The sequence below is a fragment of the Flavobacterium chilense genome (genome assembly GCF_001602525.1).
GTDB lineage: Bacteria > Bacteroidota > Bacteroidia > Flavobacteriales > Flavobacteriaceae > Flavobacterium > Flavobacterium chilense.
Genome location: NZ_LSYT01000001.1, coordinates 581,080 through 601,269, shown reverse-complemented (window position 1 = coordinate 601,269; position 20,190 = coordinate 581,080). Strand labels below are relative to the sequence as shown.

The 20,190-nt window shown below is 33.3% G+C and carries 16 protein-coding genes; 8 read left to right on the top strand and 8 right to left on the bottom strand.

Annotated features, from left to right (window positions below; all coding sequences use genetic code 11):
* Nucleotides 1–58 precede the first annotated feature (58 nt).
* The 4 genes from A4F88_RS02485 to A4F88_RS02470 form a co-directional block, all read right to left on the bottom strand.
* A complete protein-coding gene (locus A4F88_RS02485) occupies nucleotides 59–922 on the bottom strand; it encodes a bestrophin family protein (RefSeq protein WP_068840945.1) in 864 nt (287 codons plus the stop codon).
* Between the two features lie 27 nt (nucleotides 923–949).
* Nucleotides 950–2,257 (bottom strand): TolC family protein, encoded by a 1,308-nt coding sequence (locus A4F88_RS02480; protein ID WP_068840944.1) that lies wholly within the window; start codon nucleotides 2,255–2,257, stop codon nucleotides 950–952.
* A 68-nt stretch (nucleotides 2,258–2,325) separates the two neighbouring features.
* Nucleotides 2,326–5,421, bottom strand: coding sequence for an efflux RND transporter permease subunit (locus A4F88_RS02475; RefSeq protein ID WP_068840943.1), 3,096 nt, complete (start codon nucleotides 5,419–5,421; stop codon nucleotides 2,326–2,328).
* Between the two features lie 94 nt (nucleotides 5,422–5,515).
* On the bottom strand, nucleotides 5,516–6,577 hold the full coding sequence (locus tag A4F88_RS02470) for an efflux RND transporter periplasmic adaptor subunit (protein WP_068840942.1): 1,062 nt from the start codon (nucleotides 6,575–6,577) through the stop codon (nucleotides 5,516–5,518).
* Between the two features lie 537 nt (nucleotides 6,578–7,114).
* Here A4F88_RS02470 and A4F88_RS02465 point away from each other — a divergent pair.
* The 3 genes from A4F88_RS02465 (at nucleotide 7,115) to A4F88_RS02455 (ending at nucleotide 9,298) form a co-directional block, all read left to right on the top strand.
* Entirely contained in the window at nucleotides 7,115–7,711 is a 597-nt protein-coding gene (locus A4F88_RS02465; RefSeq protein WP_068840941.1) for a DUF6436 domain-containing protein, read from the top strand.
* Nucleotides 7,712–7,742: 31 nt separating this feature from the next.
* Entirely contained in the window at nucleotides 7,743–8,603 is an 861-nt protein-coding gene (locus tag A4F88_RS02460) for a hypothetical protein (protein ID WP_068840940.1), read from the top strand.
* Nucleotides 8,604–8,695: 92 nt separating this feature from the next.
* Nucleotides 8,696–9,298, top strand: a complete 603-nt coding sequence (locus tag A4F88_RS02455) for a PAS domain-containing protein (RefSeq protein ID WP_068840939.1) — start codon at nucleotides 8,696–8,698, stop codon at nucleotides 9,296–9,298.
* 504 nt (nucleotides 9,299–9,802) lie between these two features.
* Here the strand turns inward: A4F88_RS02455 and recG are convergent.
* Nucleotides 9,803–11,911: an ATP-dependent DNA helicase RecG gene (gene recG, locus A4F88_RS02450; RefSeq protein ID WP_068840938.1), complete on the bottom strand. Its 2,109-nt coding sequence runs from the start codon at nucleotides 11,909–11,911 to the stop codon at nucleotides 9,803–9,805.
* Between the two features lie 339 nt (nucleotides 11,912–12,250).
* Between recG and A4F88_RS02445 the strand changes: the two genes are divergently transcribed.
* From A4F88_RS02445 to A4F88_RS02435, 3 genes are all read left to right on the top strand, one after another.
* The gene (locus tag A4F88_RS02445; RefSeq protein ID WP_068840937.1) at nucleotides 12,251–12,679 is read left to right on the top strand and encodes a hypothetical protein; all 429 of its coding nucleotides are present in this window, start codon (nucleotides 12,251–12,253) and stop codon (nucleotides 12,677–12,679) included.
* Between the two features lie 157 nt (nucleotides 12,680–12,836).
* Nucleotides 12,837–14,600, top strand: coding sequence for a hypothetical protein (locus A4F88_RS02440; RefSeq protein WP_068840936.1), 1,764 nt, complete (start codon nucleotides 12,837–12,839; stop codon nucleotides 14,598–14,600).
* Nucleotides 14,601–14,674: 74 nt separating this feature from the next.
* Nucleotides 14,675–15,211 carry a DUF1697 domain-containing protein gene (locus tag A4F88_RS02435; RefSeq protein WP_068840935.1) on the top strand — a complete coding sequence of 179 codons (537 nt, stop codon included), beginning with the start codon at nucleotides 14,675–14,677 and terminating at the stop codon, nucleotides 15,209–15,211.
* A gap of 58 nt (nucleotides 15,212–15,269) precedes the next feature.
* Here A4F88_RS02435 and A4F88_RS02430 read toward each other — a convergent pair whose 3' ends face one another.
* From A4F88_RS02430 to A4F88_RS02420, 3 genes are read right to left on the bottom strand one after another with little or no spacing between them, the layout of a single operon-like run.
* Entirely contained in the window at nucleotides 15,270–15,773 is a 504-nt protein-coding gene (locus tag A4F88_RS02430) for a hypothetical protein (protein WP_068840934.1), read from the bottom strand.
* A 47-nt stretch (nucleotides 15,774–15,820) separates the two neighbouring features.
* Nucleotides 15,821–16,222: a hypothetical protein gene (locus A4F88_RS02425; protein WP_068840933.1), complete on the bottom strand. Its 402-nt coding sequence runs from the start codon at nucleotides 16,220–16,222 to the stop codon at nucleotides 15,821–15,823.
* A 1-nt stretch (nucleotide 16,223) separates the two neighbouring features.
* Entirely contained in the window at nucleotides 16,224–16,958 is a 735-nt protein-coding gene (locus tag A4F88_RS02420; RefSeq protein ID WP_068841442.1) for a Dph6-related ATP pyrophosphatase, read from the bottom strand.
* Nucleotides 16,959–17,058: 100 nt separating this feature from the next.
* Here A4F88_RS02420 and A4F88_RS02415 point away from each other — a divergent pair, with 100 nt between their 5' ends.
* Together A4F88_RS02415 and A4F88_RS02410 are read left to right on the top strand one after the other, a co-directional pair.
* Entirely contained in the window at nucleotides 17,059–19,131 is a 2,073-nt protein-coding gene (locus tag A4F88_RS02415) for a M1 family metallopeptidase (RefSeq protein ID WP_068840932.1), read from the top strand.
* Nucleotides 19,132–19,271: 140 nt separating this feature from the next.
* The gene (locus A4F88_RS02410) at nucleotides 19,272–20,171 is read left to right on the top strand and encodes a patatin-like phospholipase family protein (RefSeq protein ID WP_068840931.1); all 900 of its coding nucleotides are present in this window, start codon (nucleotides 19,272–19,274) and stop codon (nucleotides 20,169–20,171) included.
* Nucleotides 20,172–20,190 lie beyond the last annotated feature (19 nt).

The following is a 20,190-nucleotide window of genomic DNA, read 5'->3' as shown; positions in this document are numbered from 1 at the left end:
TGGTGAAGACTTTAAATTTAAGGAAAATAAGGATATAAAAAGCAGATTTAACGTTTTATTAAATCAGTTCTTCGATATGTTTTTTGATGTTTTCTGCTATTTTTTTGGTTGGCAAATCATTTTCATCATCACCAAACGGATCTTCGATTTCTTCGGCAATTAATTCTAAACTCGCCAGGACATAAAAGATAAAAACCACTACAGGAGCGACCAGATAGCCTAAACTAACTGAATATCCAAAAGGCAGGGTCATAATATAAAAGAAAATGAATTTTTTTATGAATGCACTGTAAGAGTAGGGAATAGGAGTGTTTTTAATTCGTTCACAGGCACCGCAGATATCTGTAAAAGCAACCAATTCGTCATTTAAAGTAATAAGCTGGTCACCAGTAATTTTTTGCGCATCATACAAATCATTGATTTTATGATACATGATTCTTTTTAACTGATTTGGTTTGTGTTTATGCTGATCAATTTCTAAATCTACATCTTCAAAAAGCTGTTTGCTGGTATCTTCATCTTTTAAATGTTTATGCAAAATATCAGCATACATTGGAATGTATTTTCTAAAAAACTTTCTGTCGTTTTCATCTTTTAAAATGGCCGAAAGTTTTATAGCCAGATTGCGACTGTTATTTACAAGTCCGCCCCAAAGTTTACGACCTTCCCACCAGCGGTCATAAGCCGTATTTGTTCTAAAAACAAGTAAAAGTGAAATTACAAAACCAAGCATTCCATGCATGATTGGAATGCTGTGGATGTAATCGTTTTTTGTTACTTTAAAATAATGAACTTCAAGATATCCTACTGTTGCCGAGTATATTCCGATGGCAATCATAATCGGAAACAGTTTACGAACCGTATCAGATTTATGAAAATGAAAGATAAAAGCAAACCAGTCTTTGGTATTGTATGAGATCATTTAAGCTTGTTTTGAAACAAATTTAGTTTAAAAATTAATATTTCCAGCTAATTCTTTTAATGCAATTTCAGATAATTTAGCCTCATATTGAGCATTGCTGTAACGCACTTTTGCATTGACATAATTAAGCTGAGCTGTTCTGAAATCCAAAGTTGTGATTGTTCCAATTCTGAATTTATCCAAAGTAATATCTAAATTCTGTTTGGCGATCGTCACGTTATCTTCTTCTAAACCAATTAATTCTAAATTGGTCAAATACGTTTGAAAAGCAGTGCTTAATTGGGTATTCAAAATCATATTTTGCTGCTCGATAGCGATTTGAGAATTCTCGATTTGCAGTTTCGCTACTTTTTCATTTCGATGCTGATTAAAACCGTCAAAGATGTTCAATGTAGCATTAAATCCGTAGTTTAAACCTCTTGACGATGCAGAACTTGTAAAACCTAAACTCGACTGACTTTCTGCAAAATTATAACCCGAAGTTAAATTTACAACAGGATAACGATCTGCTTTTACCTGCTTAAGCTGTAACTCGGCAATACGTTTGTTGATAATTTGAGACTCTAAAGCCGGGTTTTGTTTTTGTGCTAAATCCATTAAGTCAACCAAAACAAGCTTATTGTCTACTGAAACGGAATTGGTTACAGTAAAATCAATTTTTGGATCACGGGCTAAATACTGGTTTAATAAAATCTTAGCATTAGCATAAGATTCTTTTTGTCTCAATAAGGCTACCTGATCAGAGTTTAAGTCAACTTGTGCATTTAAAACCTCTAATTTTGAAGCTTTTCCAATACTGAAACGATTTTGAGCCAATGTTAATCGTTGTTTCGAAATAACAATAGTAGTGTCCAGAGCAGAAAGCTGTTGCTGTTGCTGAACCAGATCATAATAAGCAGAGTTTACCTGACCAATTTTTACCAGAATGGTTCTTTTTAATTCAGAATCGCCCAGTTTTTGTAATTCTTTCAACTGATCTAATTTGGCAAACATTTTCATACCATCAAAAACAGTCCATCCTAAACTTACACCATAATTCAAACTGTTGTTTTTGGCATTGTTTAAAGATGTAGAAGTCCCGTCCTGACGTGTTTGCGATGAGTTTGTAACGCTGTTATTGTCTGTAATCGAAGCTGTAGCAGAAGGCAGCATTCCGGCGTTTCCAACGGTTACATTGGTTTCGCTGATTTTTGAATTATTCTTGGCAATTTTAATTTCAAAATTATTTTCCAATGCAATTTTCATAGCATCTTCAATAGTCAGAAGTTCCTGCGCATTTACCTCCGTAATGCATAAGAATAATAATAAACTGCTAAATAAAATTTTAATGTTCATATTGTTTTTTTTTACCGCATGTTCACAAACTTTAAATGAATTTATGAATATGCGGCTAATAAATTATTTTACTTACTTTCTCTTTCGTATTCGTCGATATGGTCAAATTCAGGATAATGTTTTCTGGCTTTGGACCACATTACATAAATTGCCGGAATTACAAAAAGAGTTAATGCCAGAGAGAATATTGTTCCTCCAACGATTACAACTCCCATACCAATTCTACTGGTAGAAGCTGCACCTAAAGACATTGCAATTGGTAATGCTCCTAAAGCAATAGCTAAACTGGTCATTAAAATTGGGCGTAAACGTGCTTCTGAAGCTTCTAAGATTGCTTCTAGTTTTGGTTTTCCCTGTTCTCGTAACTGATTCGCGAATTCTACGATCAAAATACCATTTTTAGTTACCAAACCAATAAGCATTACAGTACCAATCTGGCTAAAGATGTTCCAGGTCTGATTGAACAACCAAAGCGAAAATAAAGCTCCTGCAACCGCCATTGGAACCGTCAGAATAATAATAAACGGATCTATAAAACTTTCGAACTGTGCCGCAAGAATTAAGAAAATTAATAATAATGCCAATCCAAAAGCGAAAGATGTATTCGAGCTACTTTCAACAAAATCTCTCGATTCACCACTTAAATCAGTTGTAAAACTTTCGTCAAGAACTTTAGCTTTAATGCGGTCCATTTCTTTGATACCGTCACTGATACTTTTACCCGGAGCTAAACCGGCAGAAACAGTTGCAGACATGTATCGGTTGTTGTGGTACAATTGTGGCGGATTACTTTGTTCTTCTACATTTACCACGTTATCCATCTGAATCAATTCGCCTTTGTTGTTTTTGACAAACATCGAAGTCAAATCCAGTGGTTTTGCTCTGTCTTTCTGATCAAACTGGCCAATAACCTGATATTGTTTTCCATTTCTGATAAAATAACCAAAACGTTGTCCGCTTAAAGAAAGTTGTAAAGTCTGGGCAATATCAATAATCGAAATCCCTAAACTTTCTGCCTTTTCACGATTAATACTTACGTTTATTTCAGGCTTATTAAATTTTAAATTTACATCTGTTGTAGAGAAAACGTCGCTTTTACCCACTTCATCCATAAATACAGGAATTTTTTCTCTTAATTTCTCAAAATTAGGAGCCTGAATTACATATTGAATTGGCAAGCCACCACGTCTGTTAACGGCAATTGTAGGCTGCTGAATTACTGATGTTTTGGCATCCGGATATCTCTTGGTCATTTTAGTCAGCTGATCGGCAATATCTTTTTGAGATCTCTTTCTTTCATCAGGTTCTTTCAATGAAAGTCTGATAAAACCGGTATTGGTTGCCGAAGCTCCAAAACCAGGTGCCGTAATTACTAAACTTACTTTTTTCTCCGGAATAGAATCGTCTACCAGTTTTGAAATTTCCTGCATAAAACGATCTGTATATTCGTATGAAGAACCTTCAGGTGTAGTCATACGCATAGTTACAGAGCTACGATCATCATAAGGAGCAGTTTCTTTAGGAAGAATGGTAAAGAATAAATAGATCAATCCAAAACAAGCAATCAGAATAGGAAAACTAATCCATTTTTTTTCCATAAAACGCGCTAAAGCCTCTGCATATCCGCTATTTAATTTTTCGAAAAACGGTTCCGTTCTAACGTAGAATTTTGATTTTTTTTGTTCGCCACCTTTCATCAAATAAGCATTTAACATTGGAGTTAAAGTCAATGATACAAAGGCTGATATTAATACTGCCGCACCAATTACGACACCAAATTCCCTAAAGAGTCGGCCTACGAAACCTTCTAAGAAAATTACAGGTAAAAATACTGCTGCAAGTGTTACGGAAATCGAAATTACCGCATAAAAAATTTCATTAGAACCTTTAATCGCAGCTTCAATTGGTGACATTCCTTCTTCTACCTTTTTAAAGATATTTTCGGTAACCACAATTCCGTCATCCACCACAAGTCCTGTTGCCAGAACGATTGCAAGTAAAGTCAATACATTGATCGAAAATCCAAAAAGCCACATGATAAAAAACGTAGCAATTAATGAAACCGGAATATCAATTAAAGGCCTGAACGCAATTGCCCAGTCTCTAAAGAACAAGTAAATAATGATAATTACCAGTATAATTGAAATTCCTAAAGTCTCAGCAACTTCATGCACTGATTTCTTTACGAAAATAGTATTGTCAAGGGCGATATTTAGTTTAATATCCTTTGGAAGATCCTTTTTTAAAGCTTCGTATTTTTTATAAAATTCAGCCGAAATATCCAGATAATTAGCCCCTGGCATTGGTACAATCGCAAGACCAATCATTGGAAGTCCGGATTGGCTCAGTTTTGTTTCGATATTTTCAGGACCCAGTTCAGCTCCTCCAATATCACTTAAACGAACAATTTTATTTCCGTCTGTACGAATGATAATATTATTAAACTCCTCCGGTTTAGAAAGGTTACCAACTGTTTTTACAGTTAATTCAGTATTGTTTCCTGTTAACTTTCCAGATGGTAATTCGACATTTTGAGCATTTAATGCGGTACGAACATCGGCAACCGTACATTTGTAAGCGGTTAATTTTACAGGATCAATCCACAAACGCATCGCGTAACGTTTTTGTCCCCAAATCTGGACACCACTTACTCCCGGAATAGTTTCTAAACGCTGTGAAATTACATTCTCAGCATAATCACTCAATTCAAGAGAACTTCTTGTATCGCTTTGTACCGTCATCGAAATGATAGCATCACTATCTGCATCTGCTTTTGATACTACAGGCGGTGCATCAATATCCTGAGGCAAACTTCTAATAGCTTGCGAAACTTTGTCACGAACATCATTGGCAGCTTCTTCCAGATCTTTATCCAGATTAAACTCAATGGTAATATTGCTGCTACCCTGATTACTTGATGATGTTATATTTCGAATTCCGTCAATAGCATTTACTGCTTTTTCAAGAGGTTCTGTAATTTGAGATTCGATAATATCCGAATTGGCTCCGGTATAATTGGTTCTGATAGAAACCTGCGCAGGGTCAATAGAAGGAAATTCCCTTACACCCAAAAAAGTATAACCAATGAAACCGAATAGAATAATTAAAAGATTCAGTACAATCGTTAAAACAGGTCTTTTTATACTTGTTGTAGATAAACTCATAATGAGATTTTAGATTTCAGATTTTTGATTTTAGAATAAAGAGGGTAGAGACAGGCATTATAAAATGCATAACTCAGAACTCAGGATTCAAAGATTATTTTTTTACTATAACTTTTATTGGAGCTTCATTTTTTAGCGACATAACACCGCTTGTAATTAAAGTGTCTCCGGCTTTTAATCCTGATAAAATCAAAATAGAAGAATCTGTTCTCGTTGTAGCATCAACCATCACTTCTTTGGCTTTACCCATATCTGAGATGTATACTTTTTTACCGTTTTGTACCGGAATAATAGCTTCTGTAGGAACAACGATAGCATCTTTTATGATGTTTAAAGGTAGTTTTACGTCTGCAAAGGTTCCAGGGAAAAGTTTTCCATCGGTATTATCAGCAATGGCGCGAACTTGTAAAGTACGTGTAGCAACTTCTACTTCAGGTTCGATGGCGTATATTTTTGCAGTGTAAACTTTGTCTGAACCGGAAACAGTAAATTCTATTACTGAACCTGATTTTACCTGCGAAGCATATTTTTCTGGAATCGAAAATGTGATTTTTAATTTTGTTGTGTTAACCAATTTAGCTACTAAAACAGTTGGAGTAATATAAGTTCCCGGAGAAATGGTACGCAAACCAATTTTTCCTGAAAAAGGAGCCTTTACAGCTGTTTTTGCTATTTGTGCTTTGATTAATTGAGTTTGAGCTTTCATCGAAGCATAATCAGCATTTGCAACATCAAATTCTTCCTGGCTGATAGCTTCTTTTTGAAGCAGTAATTTTGCTCTTCTTTCATTTTCGGCAGCTAAACCTTCTTTAGTAAGAGCTTGTCTTAACTGTGCTTTTAATTCAATATCATTTACTTTAAAAAGTACCTGACCTTTGTTTACATAAGTGCCTTCAGTAAAATAAATTCCTTCAACAATTCCCGAAACTTCACTGTGAATTTCAATTTGTTCATTTGCTTCAATGGATCCGGATAGTGATAAATTATTATCAAAAGTGGTTGTTTTAACTACAATTCCTGTAACTGTTGTTGGAGAGTTCTTGTCTCCTGATTTTTTTGAATCATCGTTTTTACTTTTGTTGGAAACGACTCTGTAGGCAATAAATCCTCCTAATCCGATGATTAGTAGGGCATAAACTAGGTTTTTTACTTTCATAAAATTGAGGTAAATGTATTTTTTTGGTATATGTTTTAGTAAGCTCACAAATTTAACTTTTTGTTGCGAAAACTAAAGAGCTTAGCTTTTATTTAACACTTGTACGTACAAATTTTAAATAAGGGCAGTGTTTAGACCAATAAAGTTTACAATGGTTTAACGTAGTCGTAAAAAGTTTTAGATTATTTTTTTAAGGCAAAAAATAACATTTATACTCATAAAAACTAGTTTATTTGTAGGTTTTGATTTATAAATACAGTAAAAATACGTGTTTTTAAAATGAGAAAAAGATGATGAAATATTATTTTAAAGTTTTTTGTCTGATTTTTTTTGCACTTTATCGATTTTATTCGTAACATTGATAAGCTTAAACAAAATGATATTTTTTTGTGAGAATAGTAATGTTTTTGGAGGTTAAGCGTAAAAATGTGTAGGTTTTTTATTTGTTTTTAAGTTAAAATTGTATTGTAATATAATAAAGTAATTAACAATTGTTTATACATTATTCGTTTTTAGTAACCCCAAAACTACTGATTTATGCTAAAAAAATTACTTGCTGCATTATGGTTTACGTTATTACTGGCTGCAATTTCAGTATTGTTCTGGCAAAATGAATATAAATACAGTTTGCCAACTCCGGTTCCTCAAAACTATCATAAAATAGCGCTGGGAAGCAAAGTAGATTTAAAATGCTGTATTGCTGACAGCAGACCTATTTTTATTCATTTTTTTAATCCGGATTGTCCTTGTTCCCGATTTAACATTCCACATGTTACCGGTTTGATTAAAAAATATGGTGACCGAATCAACTTTAAAATTGTTGTACTTAACAAAAAAAGAAACTTTACAATAGAAGAAATTCAGCAAAAATTTGACGCCAAAATTCCGGTTTATTTTGATTCCGGTATTGCAAAAAGCTGCGGTGTATTCTCAACGCCCCAGGCGGTTCTGTTAGACGATTCTCAAAATTTATATTATCGCGGAAATTACAATAAAACCAGATATTGTACCAATGCAGACAGTAACTATGCCCAAATGGCCATTGATTCATTATTAAAAGAAAACAGCTCTCCTTCATTTGATGCCTTAGCATTGAGAGCTTATGGATGTTCGCTACCAAATTGCACTAAATAAATCTATTTTCTTAACCTAATCTATTTAATTTATGAAAACAAAAGCCAGTTTGAATGAACAAGATTATCTGCACAGTTTTATGTCGACAATGACACAAAAATCAGATACTATTATTAATTATGTCCTTGCCGCTTATTTCCTCTTGGGAATTGCCTTAGCTTTTAAGTATGACACCTTTGAAATTGGCGTGGGAGTAGGGACCCTGAATTTATTATTGTACTATTCTGCAAAATTTTTCTTTAAGAATTCTAATTTCTATCAATATGTATTGTCGGTTGTACTGGCTATATTTATGGCACAATACATTTATCAGATGCATGGATTATTTGAAATGCATTTCACGGTATTTATTGCCAGTACGATTTTAATTATTTACCAAAACTGGAAGCTTCAGATTCCGTTAACTTTTCTGGTAGTTTTACATCACGCTGCTTTAGCGTATATGCAAAATTTTATTTACACTGATCCAAAAGGATTGCAATTGTATTTCTCGCAGGTGAATTTTGATTTTGAAACACTTATTATTCACGTTGTTCTGGCAGCTGTAGTTTTCTTTATGAACGGATATTGGGCTTATTACTTTAAAGAACACAGCCAAAAGCATATTTCTAAAATTTCTGATGAATATGAACTGGAAAATATCAAGTTAGCATCGGCAAAATACAGTTCGATGACCGCAACAAAAGATTATAATGATTTTATTCACAAAACTACAATTGATTTAAAGTTACCTGTAACCTCAGTACTTAAGCTTATTGATGTTTCAAAAGGACATACAGATAATGATCAGTTATTGAGTTATCTGGAAATGATGAGAGAAAGTGCTAAAAAAATTGATGATTTGGTAAACGATATTCACGTTAAATCAACCAACAACAGAGGTCAAAGTTAATTTAGATAAAAAGCTTAATTCAAACAAATACTTTAAAGACTTCGATTTATACGCAAAAAAGCAATTGTATAGTAATTTAAAATACAAAATTTATGGACATTAGAACTAACCGCCCGACTCCGTCAGATAGAGAAGTTGATTGGAATAAAACTAAAGTATTATTAAGTAAAACAGACACAAAAGGAACCATATTATATGCTAATGAAGCTTTTATAGATGTGTCAGGATATGATGAGCATGAACTAATTGGTCAGCCCCATAATGTGGTGCGACATCCTGATATGCCAAAAGTGATTTTCAAATTTTTATGGGACAGTATTAAGTCCAGTCAGAACATTCATGTCGTTATAAAGAATATGTCTAAAACCGGAAGGTATTATTGGGTAGTTACTGATTTTAAAATCATAGCCGATGAAGAAGGTGAAATAGCCGGCTTTTTTGGTACCAGAAAATCCGTTCCGGAAGATATTATCGTCAAGTTTATTGAGCCTTTATACAAAAAACTGCTTCATATTGAAGAGGTGAGTGGTCTTGGCGCTTCTGAAGATTATTTAATTGGTTTTCTGGAAGAACGTAAAAAAACGTATATGGAATATATTGATCATCTGATCGCTACAGGAAAAGATGATAAAAATAAAATAAGTAAAGGATTATTCAGTGGTTTATTCGAAAAGAAAACACCACCTAAAAAATAATAGTACAGAGTAAAATATATGCTTCATTGTATAAGCTTAAACTTCAAACTTAAAGATTGTCCCCCAACAAATCTAAATCACCTGTAAAACAGTAATTGAATGTTTGGTTTATTGCAGTGAAGTATATTTTTTTTAAGTTTCTGAGGTTCTAAGGGGCTAAGGTTCTAAGTTTTTTTATTCATAAGCCTTCGACTTCGCTCAGGATGACAATAGTGTTTCAGGTTTCGTTTTTATAAGCCTTCGACTTCGCTCAGGATGACAATAGTGTTTCGAGTTTCGTTTTTATAAGCTTTCGACTTCGCTCAGGATGACAATAGTGTTTCGAGTTTCGTTTTTATAAGCTTTCGACTTCGCTCAGGATGACAATAGTGTTTCAGGTTTAGTTTTTATAAGTCTTCGACTTCGCTCAGAATGACAATAATGTATTAAGTTAAACCTTTGCCACTCTGCAACTCTGCCACTTTGAACCTCTAAAAAAAATCTTAGTCCCATAGCATCTTGAAATCAACTAATATAATTCCAGATATTCTTCTTTTTTGTCAATTCGATAAAAACCGCTTTCAGGACAGCATGTTCCGGTTTTTGTAAAGGTCCGTCTTCTTTTAAGATTTTCATGGCATAGTTTCGGGCTAAACCTAGAATATCACGGTCACGGACAATATCGGCAATTTGAAGATTTAAAACACCACTTTGCTGTGTTCCCATTAAGTCTCCGGGACCTCGAAGTTTCAGATCGACTTCGGCAATTTCGAAGCCATCATTGGTCTGAACCATAGTTTCCATACGTATTTTACTGTCAGAACTTAATTTATGGCTTGTCATCAGGATGCAATAACTTTGTTCAGCTCCACGGCCAACACGACCACGTAACTGGTGTAGTTGTGATAAACCAAAACGTTCAGCACTTTCAATAATCATTACACTGGCATTAGGAACATTTACACCTACTTCAATTACGGTTGTAGCAACCATAATATTAGTTTTTCCTTCAGAGAATCGTTTCATTTCGGCATCTTTATCTGCCGGTTTCATTTTTCCATGCAAAATAGAAATGGAATATTGGGGCAATGGAAAATCACGCGAAATACTTTCGTAACCATCCATTAAATCCTTGTAATCCATTTTTTCGGATTCCTGTATTAAAGGATAAACGATATAAATTTGCCTGCCTTTAGCAATTTCATCACGCAGAAACTTCCAGACTTTTAAGCGATTGGAGTCAAAACGATGAGCAGTTTCAATAGGCTTTCTTCCCGGCGGTAATTCATCAATTACAGAAATATCCAAATCACCATACAAACTCATTGCTAAAGTTCTCGGAATTGGCGTTGCAGTCATAACCAAAACATGTGGCGGAATTTCGTTTTTCTTCCATAATTTTGATCTTTGCTCTACACCAAAACGATGTTGTTCATCAATTACGGCTAAACCAAGATTTTGAAACTTTACCTTATCTTCTAATAAAGCGTGTGTACCAATCAGGATTTGTAAACTTCCGTTTTCAAGTTCTTCATGAATAATTCTTCTTTCTGAAGTTTTTGTAGAACCTGTTAGTATTTTTATATTGATATTAAGCGTTACAGCCAGTTCAGATAAACCAATAAAATGCTGATTGGCAAGAATTTCTGTTGGTGCCATCAAACATGCCTGAAAACCATTATCAATAGCCAGAAGCATACTTAAAAAGGCTACAATTGTTTTTCCGGATCCAACATCTCCCTGTAATAAGCGGTTCATTTGAGCATTGCTTCCCATATCTGAACGAATTTCTTTAACCACTCTTTTTTGAGCATTGGTTAACTGAAAAGGAAGATGGTTTTTATAAAATTCATTAAAAAACTCGCCTACTTTTGTAAACGGATGTCCTTTTATTTTATGTTTCCGAATAAGATTTTTGGTGATTAACTGAAGCTGAATAAAGAACAATTCTTCAAATTTTAATCTAAATTGGGCTTTTGCCAAAGCATCAGTACTTTTAGGAAAATGAATGTTGAATAAAGCAGCTCTTTTTGAAATTAATCTTAATTCTTCAATCAAATAAGGCGGAAAAGTTTCAGTAAATAAAGCTTGGGTTTCAAGAAACAATTGTTCCATTAGCTTATTGATCGTCCGGTTTGAGATTCCTCTGTTGGTCAGGGTTTCTGTCGAAGGATAAACAGGCTGCATGGCAGAACGAAGACTTTTTTCATGTTCTTTTAAAAGTTCAATTTCCGGATGCGCCATACTAAACTGACTTCCGTAAAGAGAACATTTTCCAAAAATAACAAGTGGCTCATTCAGTTTTAAGGTTTCACGAATCCATTTATGGCCCTGAAACCAGTTTAAGTCAATTTGCCCTGTATCATCCACAAATGTAGCGACCAGACGTTTCTTGTTTTTAGCAAATTCAACCGTTTTGATATTGATGATTTTTCCAATAATCTGAACTTCTGTACCTGTATTCTGAAGTTCATTGATTCTGTAATATCGTGTTCTGTCAATATATCTGTTGGGAAAAAAATTAACCAAATCTCCATATTTATGAATCCCCAATTCCTTACGAAGCAACTGACCACGACTAGGGCCAACACCTTTTAAGTATTCAATTGGAGTTTCAAGGAGATTATTAGACATCTTTTTTTAGATAGTTAGATCTTTAGACTTTTCAGATTCTCAATATAAAGTGTAGAATGCAGAGAAAAGATTTAAGTCTTTATTCTGTTTTTCTATACTCTTTAAAAAAGCGAATATAGATTTTAATTAGGAAATTTGAAAGTGTTATCTGTATTCAAAATCAATTCGATCTAACGATATGTTTCATTTTTGAGGAATTTTATTATTTTTCGGAAGGCTGATTTCATGGGCTAACAGAAGTAAAATATTAGTTTTTCTGTTATTTTTTTATAAATCGAAGCAACCATTTAACAGAATTTCAATCTATTAGGTATAACCAATTCATAAAACTAAAATAAAATGAAAAAACTTGGAATTATCTTTATTCTGATGCTTAGTCTTATTTCCTGTTCAAAGGATGATACCAAAACACCTGCTGCAACTGATTATTACGGAAAATGGACTTTAGTTAAGATGACAACCTTTAGAACTGCAAATACAATTTTTGATAAGCTGGAATGGCAGGAATCGTATGTTTTTAATACAAATGGAACATTTGTAAAAACAAGAATTGCAGATAATAAAACCACAACTGCCAGCGGAACGTTTAAAACTACAAAGTCAGATAAAGGAACCTCATTTGAGTTAACTTACAAAGAAAACAGTCCAATTATAGGAACTTGTTTTGGCAATCTGACAGAAAGTCTTTCTATAAACCAGGAAGGTTTGTTAGTGAGTTTCTGGCAGGCATGCGACGGCCCCGGATTAGTATATCAAAAAGCAAGATAGATACATCATATCTTACAACACATAAATTCAAATAACAATAAAAAAAACTCTATCAGCTTTCTGGTAGAGTTTTTTGTTAATATTTAGCTATTTCTATTATTTTAATAAATAGAGATAATTATTACATTTGTTTAAAAAGTTATAAGCCCCAATTGTAATGAAAGAAGAAAAAGTTCCTTTTGAAACCATAGTATTTGCCGGTGTTACATTCAAAGTTATTAACCGACATGAAGCGCATACTATTATTGGAAATCTTACCAATTTTAACAACGAAAAAATATACAACGTTTTTGAAGATACCTGGCGTTTTCCTGATTATGAAGAAAATCCAATTTTCTTACTGGCAGAAGATGATGTCGAAATGGAATCTTTTGAAATGGATTTTAGCACAGAAGAACATCAGGATATTTTTATACTGGGATTTATTTTTAAAGGAAATCTGAATGTAAAGAAGCTGATAAGTTCTTTTGATACAGACAATTCTCCGGCTTTGATTGTATTGGGAGAAACCACAACGGTAAATATCACTTTATTTGGAAGTGTACATTATTTAGGCGGCGGCTTAAAATGTGATGCACTTTTAGGAGAATACAATCATGGAGAACTTTTTGCAAAAGGCGACGTTACAGCCTGGTTAATTTATAGTGATGATATGCTCATGCATTTTGAACGTTTTACAAATGTTCAGACTATTGTGAATATAAACAGACCAGATGTATTGATTTGCAGTAACCTTTCTGATGCTGACGGATCTATTATAACAGTCGAAAACTACTTTCCGTCAACTCATAAATTATCTGATATTGTTGCTGATACTTTTATTGAATACACGGATTACGGTACCGAAATATTAGGCAATAATTACTATGAAGATGTATTTAGAAAAGGATTGTCGATTATTGATTACGATAAAACAGAAAAGTATGCCTATACCAATTTTCGCAGTCAGTTTATAAATATGATTGAAGTTTTGTCTGAAAAGCAAGAGTTTAAAAATGATGGCAGTCTTTACGAAGAAAATACAAGTGCCAAATATGTGTTTGTTTCTTTTGATTATGAAGACATGAAATACAGTCAGATTTCAGAAGAAATCACAAATGGCTTTGATATTAAAATGCGTGCTTTATGGTGTCATGAAACTCAGGAAATCACATTGGTTCTGGAGTATCTTTATGAAGACGGAAATCCGAAATACCAATGGATCAATAATGAAACGGCTCCGGGAATAGAATTTTACTGTATCAAACATGCAGTAATAAAAGCTTTTGAAGTGCTTACCGCAGAACGTTCTGATGAAGAAGAAAATGATGAAACAGAATACACATCATATGACAACGGTTTCTCACTAGAAGAATTTTCGGCTCAGTTTGGCAGTTATAAAGTGCCGGAAGATTTATTAAAACTCTATGAATTTGAACAGGAATACGGATCAGAAACCTATTCTGAATGTTTTGGTTTAAGAATAATAGAGGATAAAACGGGTATAAAAACATGGTCAGAAAAAGAAGAATTCTATACTAGTTTTATTGAATTTGCCGGTGCAAACGGTTCAGGAAGTACTTATGCGTACTGGCTTATTGACAGTGATATAAATAATTGCCCAATTGTTGTTTTTGGTGATGAAGGCGGTATTCATGTCGTGGCAGAAAATGCCCGAAAACTAATTCATCTTTTGACTTTTGATACAGAAATTTCAGTTGATTTTGATAATGCGTACTTCTATCAGGATGAAGAATATTATGAAGAAAATGAAAACAAACAAGAGTTTCAGGAATGGGCTAAAAAAGAATTTAATCTGGATTCTATAACATCCAACGAAGAAACCGAAGAAATCGTAAACGAAGCCAAAGTAAAATACAAAAATAGACTAAACGATTTTTTAATAAAGTTTGATATTGAAATAGGAGAAGAGGAAGAATAGCTTTTATAGCGATAAAAGTATCAGAAAAAGACAGGAAAGAATCTGAATTTTTATCTTTACACAAAAAATAAAAAATGACAACACATTTAGCACTTTTGCGCGGTATCAACGTTTCTGGTCACAATATGATGAAAATGGAGGCATTGAAAACAATGCTGGAAAATATTGGTTTTCAAAACGTTCGTACGTATTTGCAATCCGGAAATGTTTTTGTTGATAGTGAAGAAGATGCTTCAAAAGTGGGTTTTATGATTAAACAGGAAATCTTTAAGGTTTTTGGACATGAAGTTCCTGTTGTTGTAATTGCAAAAGAAGACCTGGAGTTATGTTTTGCCAACAATCCGTATTTGAAAGAAAAAGATATTGATACAAAAAAACTGTATGTTGCATTTGTTTCAACGTCCCTGAAAAAAGAAAATATAAACGATCTTAAAATTAGTCAGTTTAAACCCGACGAAGCCAGTATAGACGGAAACAGAATTTTTATTAAATATGCTGTTGGAGCCGGAAAAACAAGATTCGATCAAAAATACATCGAGAAAAAACTAAGTGTAACAGCGACTATTAGAAACTGGAACACCGTAACCAATTTGCTGAGTATGTATGCTTAGAATTAAATCAGAAAATGAGATAATGAATACTTTTTTAAATCATTATCTCATTTACTGATTAATCCCTTATCCATTTGAGCATTGTGGGAAATGCAGGTTTTCCTTCTTTGTCAGCGCGATCTTCGCCTACACAAAGCCCCATCCATTCGAGAAGTGGTAAACCAATATAAGATTGATTGCTAAAACTTGAAATGTACCAATTAGATGCATTTCTATAACCGTCCGCATGAAACACAAAATCAAGTGGTAGTTTTAAATGATTTAATGCCGCAAAAGACCATAAAATTGCGGCTATTTCTTCGCCCTGAGTTGGCCATTCTGGTGAAATTTCGGTTGTACCTACTATCTTTCTTTCCTCAGAAGTGGTAACGGCCAAATGCCCTGCTTCATGCAGAATATCTCCGGGATACAATAATTTATCATAATCGATATATAGACAATTTGGGCCTAAACTTAGACCAGGTAAAAAGGTTGAGTCTAATTCTTTTTCGATTACATCTATTCCTATTTCATCAAGAAAAGACAGAACCTTTTGTACTTCAGGATTTTCTTTTACAGTCATACAAACTTAGTTTTAAATAAAAATAATATTTTTAATTAAATTATAAACTATTTGTAATCAGTTGTTATGACGTTTCTTTTTAAAAAGATCGTATCGGCATCATGCAGACTGCCTTTTCTAATTCCGCTACCAAATTTATTAAACAATTTAATGGATTTCTTTTCGTAATTTTCTTTATAAACAGGCTCATCAACCATTAATGGCGGAGCTTCAGAACCAACAAAAGCAAATTCAGAATAGCGTAATTCTTTTAATCGAAAATAACCTTTTATATCCGTCAGACTTTCTCCAACTTTACAATTTTCAATTGGTTTTCTGGTGATAGAATCATAAACGTAACCAACAATTTGAGGTCTTTTGCATCGGCTTACCAAACAGCTTTGAAAAGTAAAAGACATAATAATGAGCAAAATAAGTATTGCTGTTTTTTTTAAATATGATGTTTTCATTTTATGAAATTAAATCACAATACCAAAATCCATAATCAAAGACTTCATTTGAATTTGTATCGCAAGCGGTGTTAGAAGTAGTTTCTGTTTTAGGCTTTTCGTATTTTCGATAAACAATTTCTCCAATTTCAAATTTCACTGGTTCTGAAAAAATAGGCCCGTCAAAAGTAAAAGTATGAAATTCGCCGTTTTCGCCACAAACATCAACGTTTTCAGGTAAATCGTTTATAAAATCCTGATCGATAATTCGGCCAACAAAACTTTTATCCAAATAACGCTCGTTAACACAAACTACAATTGTTTTAAAACCAAGTGATATAAATTCCTGAATCAAATCCTGAGTAGGAATCTTCCAAAGCGGAAAAATAGCCTGAAAGTTAAGTCTTGCCAATTGATCTTCCCGGTATTTACGTAAATCTTCAAGAAAAATATCACCAAAAACAGCATGTGTGATCCCTTCTTTTTTTATTTCGGACAAGGTTTCAAACATTACATTTTCGTAAACTTCCATAGTTGGCATTTCAGGAATCTGCATGATCTTTAATGGTAAACCAATACTCTTTGCCTGTGCTGTCAACAACTCAACACGAACACCATGCATCGAAATACGTTGAAATTGCTGATTCACACTGGTTACTAAATATTCGATTTTAAAATCAGAATTTTGTAACATTTTATATAATGCCAGAGCCGAATCTTTTCCGCTGCTCCAGTTAAATAGCGCTTTTTGAGGTATTGTCAATTTGTTGTAATTTTATATTGTAAACTTACAAATTTCATTCGATTTGTTGATGAAACCTTTGTAACTTTGGATTTTCGCCTTCAAATTTATTTTAATGAAATACCTCTTTCTATTTATTACCGGTTTCGCTTTTGCGCAACAAACCCAATTTGTAGATTTTAAATCGGTTAATGGGCAATTGAAGTTAAATGCTATCGAAAAATCGGTTTCAGGAAACGTAGACTATCAATTTGAGGTCTTAAAGCCTGTTGATACTATTAAAATCGATGCCAGAAACATGGAATTTTCTAAAGTTCAGATCGATAATAAAGAGGTTGTTTTTATTAATACAGGTAAAGAATTAAAAATTATTGGCAATTTTCAAAAAGGAGAAAACCATCTCACATTTGAATATTCAGCCAAACCGAAACAAGCCTTGTATTTTGTAAATATTAAAAATGCTGAAGTTCAGATCTGGACACAAGGTCAGGGACGATATACCAGTAACTGGTTTCCTAGTTTTGATGATGTAAATGAAAAAGTAGTTTTTAGCCTGGGAATAACGTATGATAAAGATTATCAGGTGGTTTCTAACGGAGTTTTAGAAAATAAAACCGAAAAGGAGAATCAGTTTTATTGGCAATATCAAATGGAAAAACCAATGAGTTCTTATTTGTTAATGCTTGCCATTGGAAAGTATGATAAAAAAGAGTTTAAAGCCAAATCCAGAATTCCATTAGAGTATTATTTAGAAAATAAAGATGCGAATCGTTTTGAACCAACCTATCGTTATTCAAAACGTATTTTTGATTTTTTGGAGAAAGAAATAGGAGTAAAGTACCCTTGGGAAATTTATAGAGAAATTCCTGTTCGTGATTTCCTGTATGCGGGAATGGAAAACACTACGACAACCCTTTTTGCAACCCGTTATGTGGTTGATTCTATAGGTTTTGAAGATCGAAATTATACGAATGTTGATGCTCATGAACTGGCACATCACTGGTTTGGTGATTTAATTACAGCCGAAAGCAGTACACATCACTGGCTTCAGGAAGGATTTGCTACTTATTATGCCGCACTGGCTGAAAGAGAGATTTACGGAGATGATTATTTTTATTCTAAACTTTATGAAACGGCACAACAGATAAAATTCGCATCCAGAACCGATTCTATTCCGGTTTTAAATGCCAAAGCAAGTTCCTTAACATTTTACGAAAAAGGAGCCTGGGCTTTATTTGTCCTGCATGAATCAATAGGTGATAAAGCTTTTAAAAAAGCGATAAAAAATTATCTGAAGAAATACGCATATCAAACCGTAAATACACAAAACTTCTTTGATGAAATAAAAAAAGTATCTGATTTTGATTTGGTTCAGTTTCAAAAAACCTGGTTAGAATCGACTGCTTTTGATACTCCTGCAGCCAACGCATTATTGAGTAAGAACAAAGCGATTCAGGTTCGTTTAGAAGTCGATAAATTAAAGAAAACCCCTTTGGCAGAGAAAGAGGAATTTCTAAAGAAAACATTAGAATCGAATGTTTATGAAACAGTAAAAGAAGCAATTGTAAATCAGTTAGAAACTGAAAAATATGATGCTAAAAAAACTCTTTTGCAGCTGGCTCTAAAAACAAATAACGTACAGGTTAGACAAGCTGTTGCAGCTTCATTGAATAAAATACCGGAAGATTTTAGAATAGAATACGAAAGTTTATTAAATGACAATTCGTATCAGACACAAGAAATAGCTTTATATTATTTATGGAAAAACTTTCCTGATCATCGTACGGATTATTTAAACAGATCTAAAAACTGGATTGGCTTTAACGATTATAACCTTCGAACTTTATGGTTGTCACTAGCATTGTCAACACCAAATTATAGTGATAATCCGGAGGATCTGGCTTCAGAGCTGATTGCTTTTTCTTCGACTAAATATGAAGCTACAACGAGACAAAATGCACTTGAAAAGTTGCTTTCGTTTAAAATTATAAACGATCAGGTTTTAGCTAATTTGGTAAATGCGACAACACATCATATGTGGCAGTTTTCAAAGTTTGGAAGAGATTCTATTCGGGCTTTATTAAAAAATTCTGAATTGCGTGCTTCGTTTGAAAGAATTTTGCCTAATTTGACCCCCGATGAACAATTTCAACTGAATCGTTTGCTGGAGGAAAAAGTAAAAAATTAGAAGTTATGAGTTTCAAACTTTAGATTAAACAGCATAAAGCATAATATCAAATATAAAATCATATAAAGTGGTGAGGATAGTCGAGACAAAGAAAGTCGAAACTAATAGCTTATAACTCAAAAACACATAACTTTAAAAACATGAGAGCATTGGTTATTTCTGGTGGTGGAAGTAAAGGCGCATTTGCCGGTGGTGTGGCGCAATATTTAATAGAAGAAAAAAATCACGAATACGATTTATTTATAGGAACTTCGACAGGAAGTTTACTAATTCCGCATTTAGCGCTGGGTCACATCAAAAAAATCCACTCTGTTTATACCAATGTTACGATGAACAGCATTTTTAATATTTGCCCTTTTGTAGTCAAAAATAAGAACGGAGTAGATATTGTAACCATCAACCACTTCAATGTATTGCGTCAGTTTTTTAAAGGAAAAAGAACCTTTGGCGAAAGCAAAGGATTAAAGAGATATATCAGAAATAATTTCTCCCTCTCAGATTTTAATAAGCTAAAAAAACTGAATAACGATGTTGTTATAACAGTGACTAATTTTACTAAAAATGAATCAGAATATAAGTCCGTTAAAGATTGTACTTATGAAGAATTTTGCGATTGGTCCTGGATTTCCAGTAATTATGTTCCGTTTATGAGTTTAGTAGAGAAAAATAATTACGAATATGGCGATGGCGGGTTTTCGAGTCTGGTTCCTATTCGTGAAGCGATTAATCGTGGTGCCACAGAAATTGATGTTATTATTTTGGAAACCGAAGTTAATATGACCAAAACTGTTATTGGTAAAAACCCGTTTTCACTCATGATTGACTTATTCCGAATTGCTTTGGATCAGGTTGAAAAACACGACATTGCAATAGGAAAACTTATGGCAAACAACAAAAATGTTAAACTTAACTTATATTACACACCAACAAAACTTACTGATAATGCACTTATTTTTAATAAAGAAGTCATGAAAGAATGGTGGGAACAAGGGTATGAATATGCTCAGAATAAATCTGAAGTAATGAGTGATAACAGATAGTTTTATTAGAAAGCTAAGA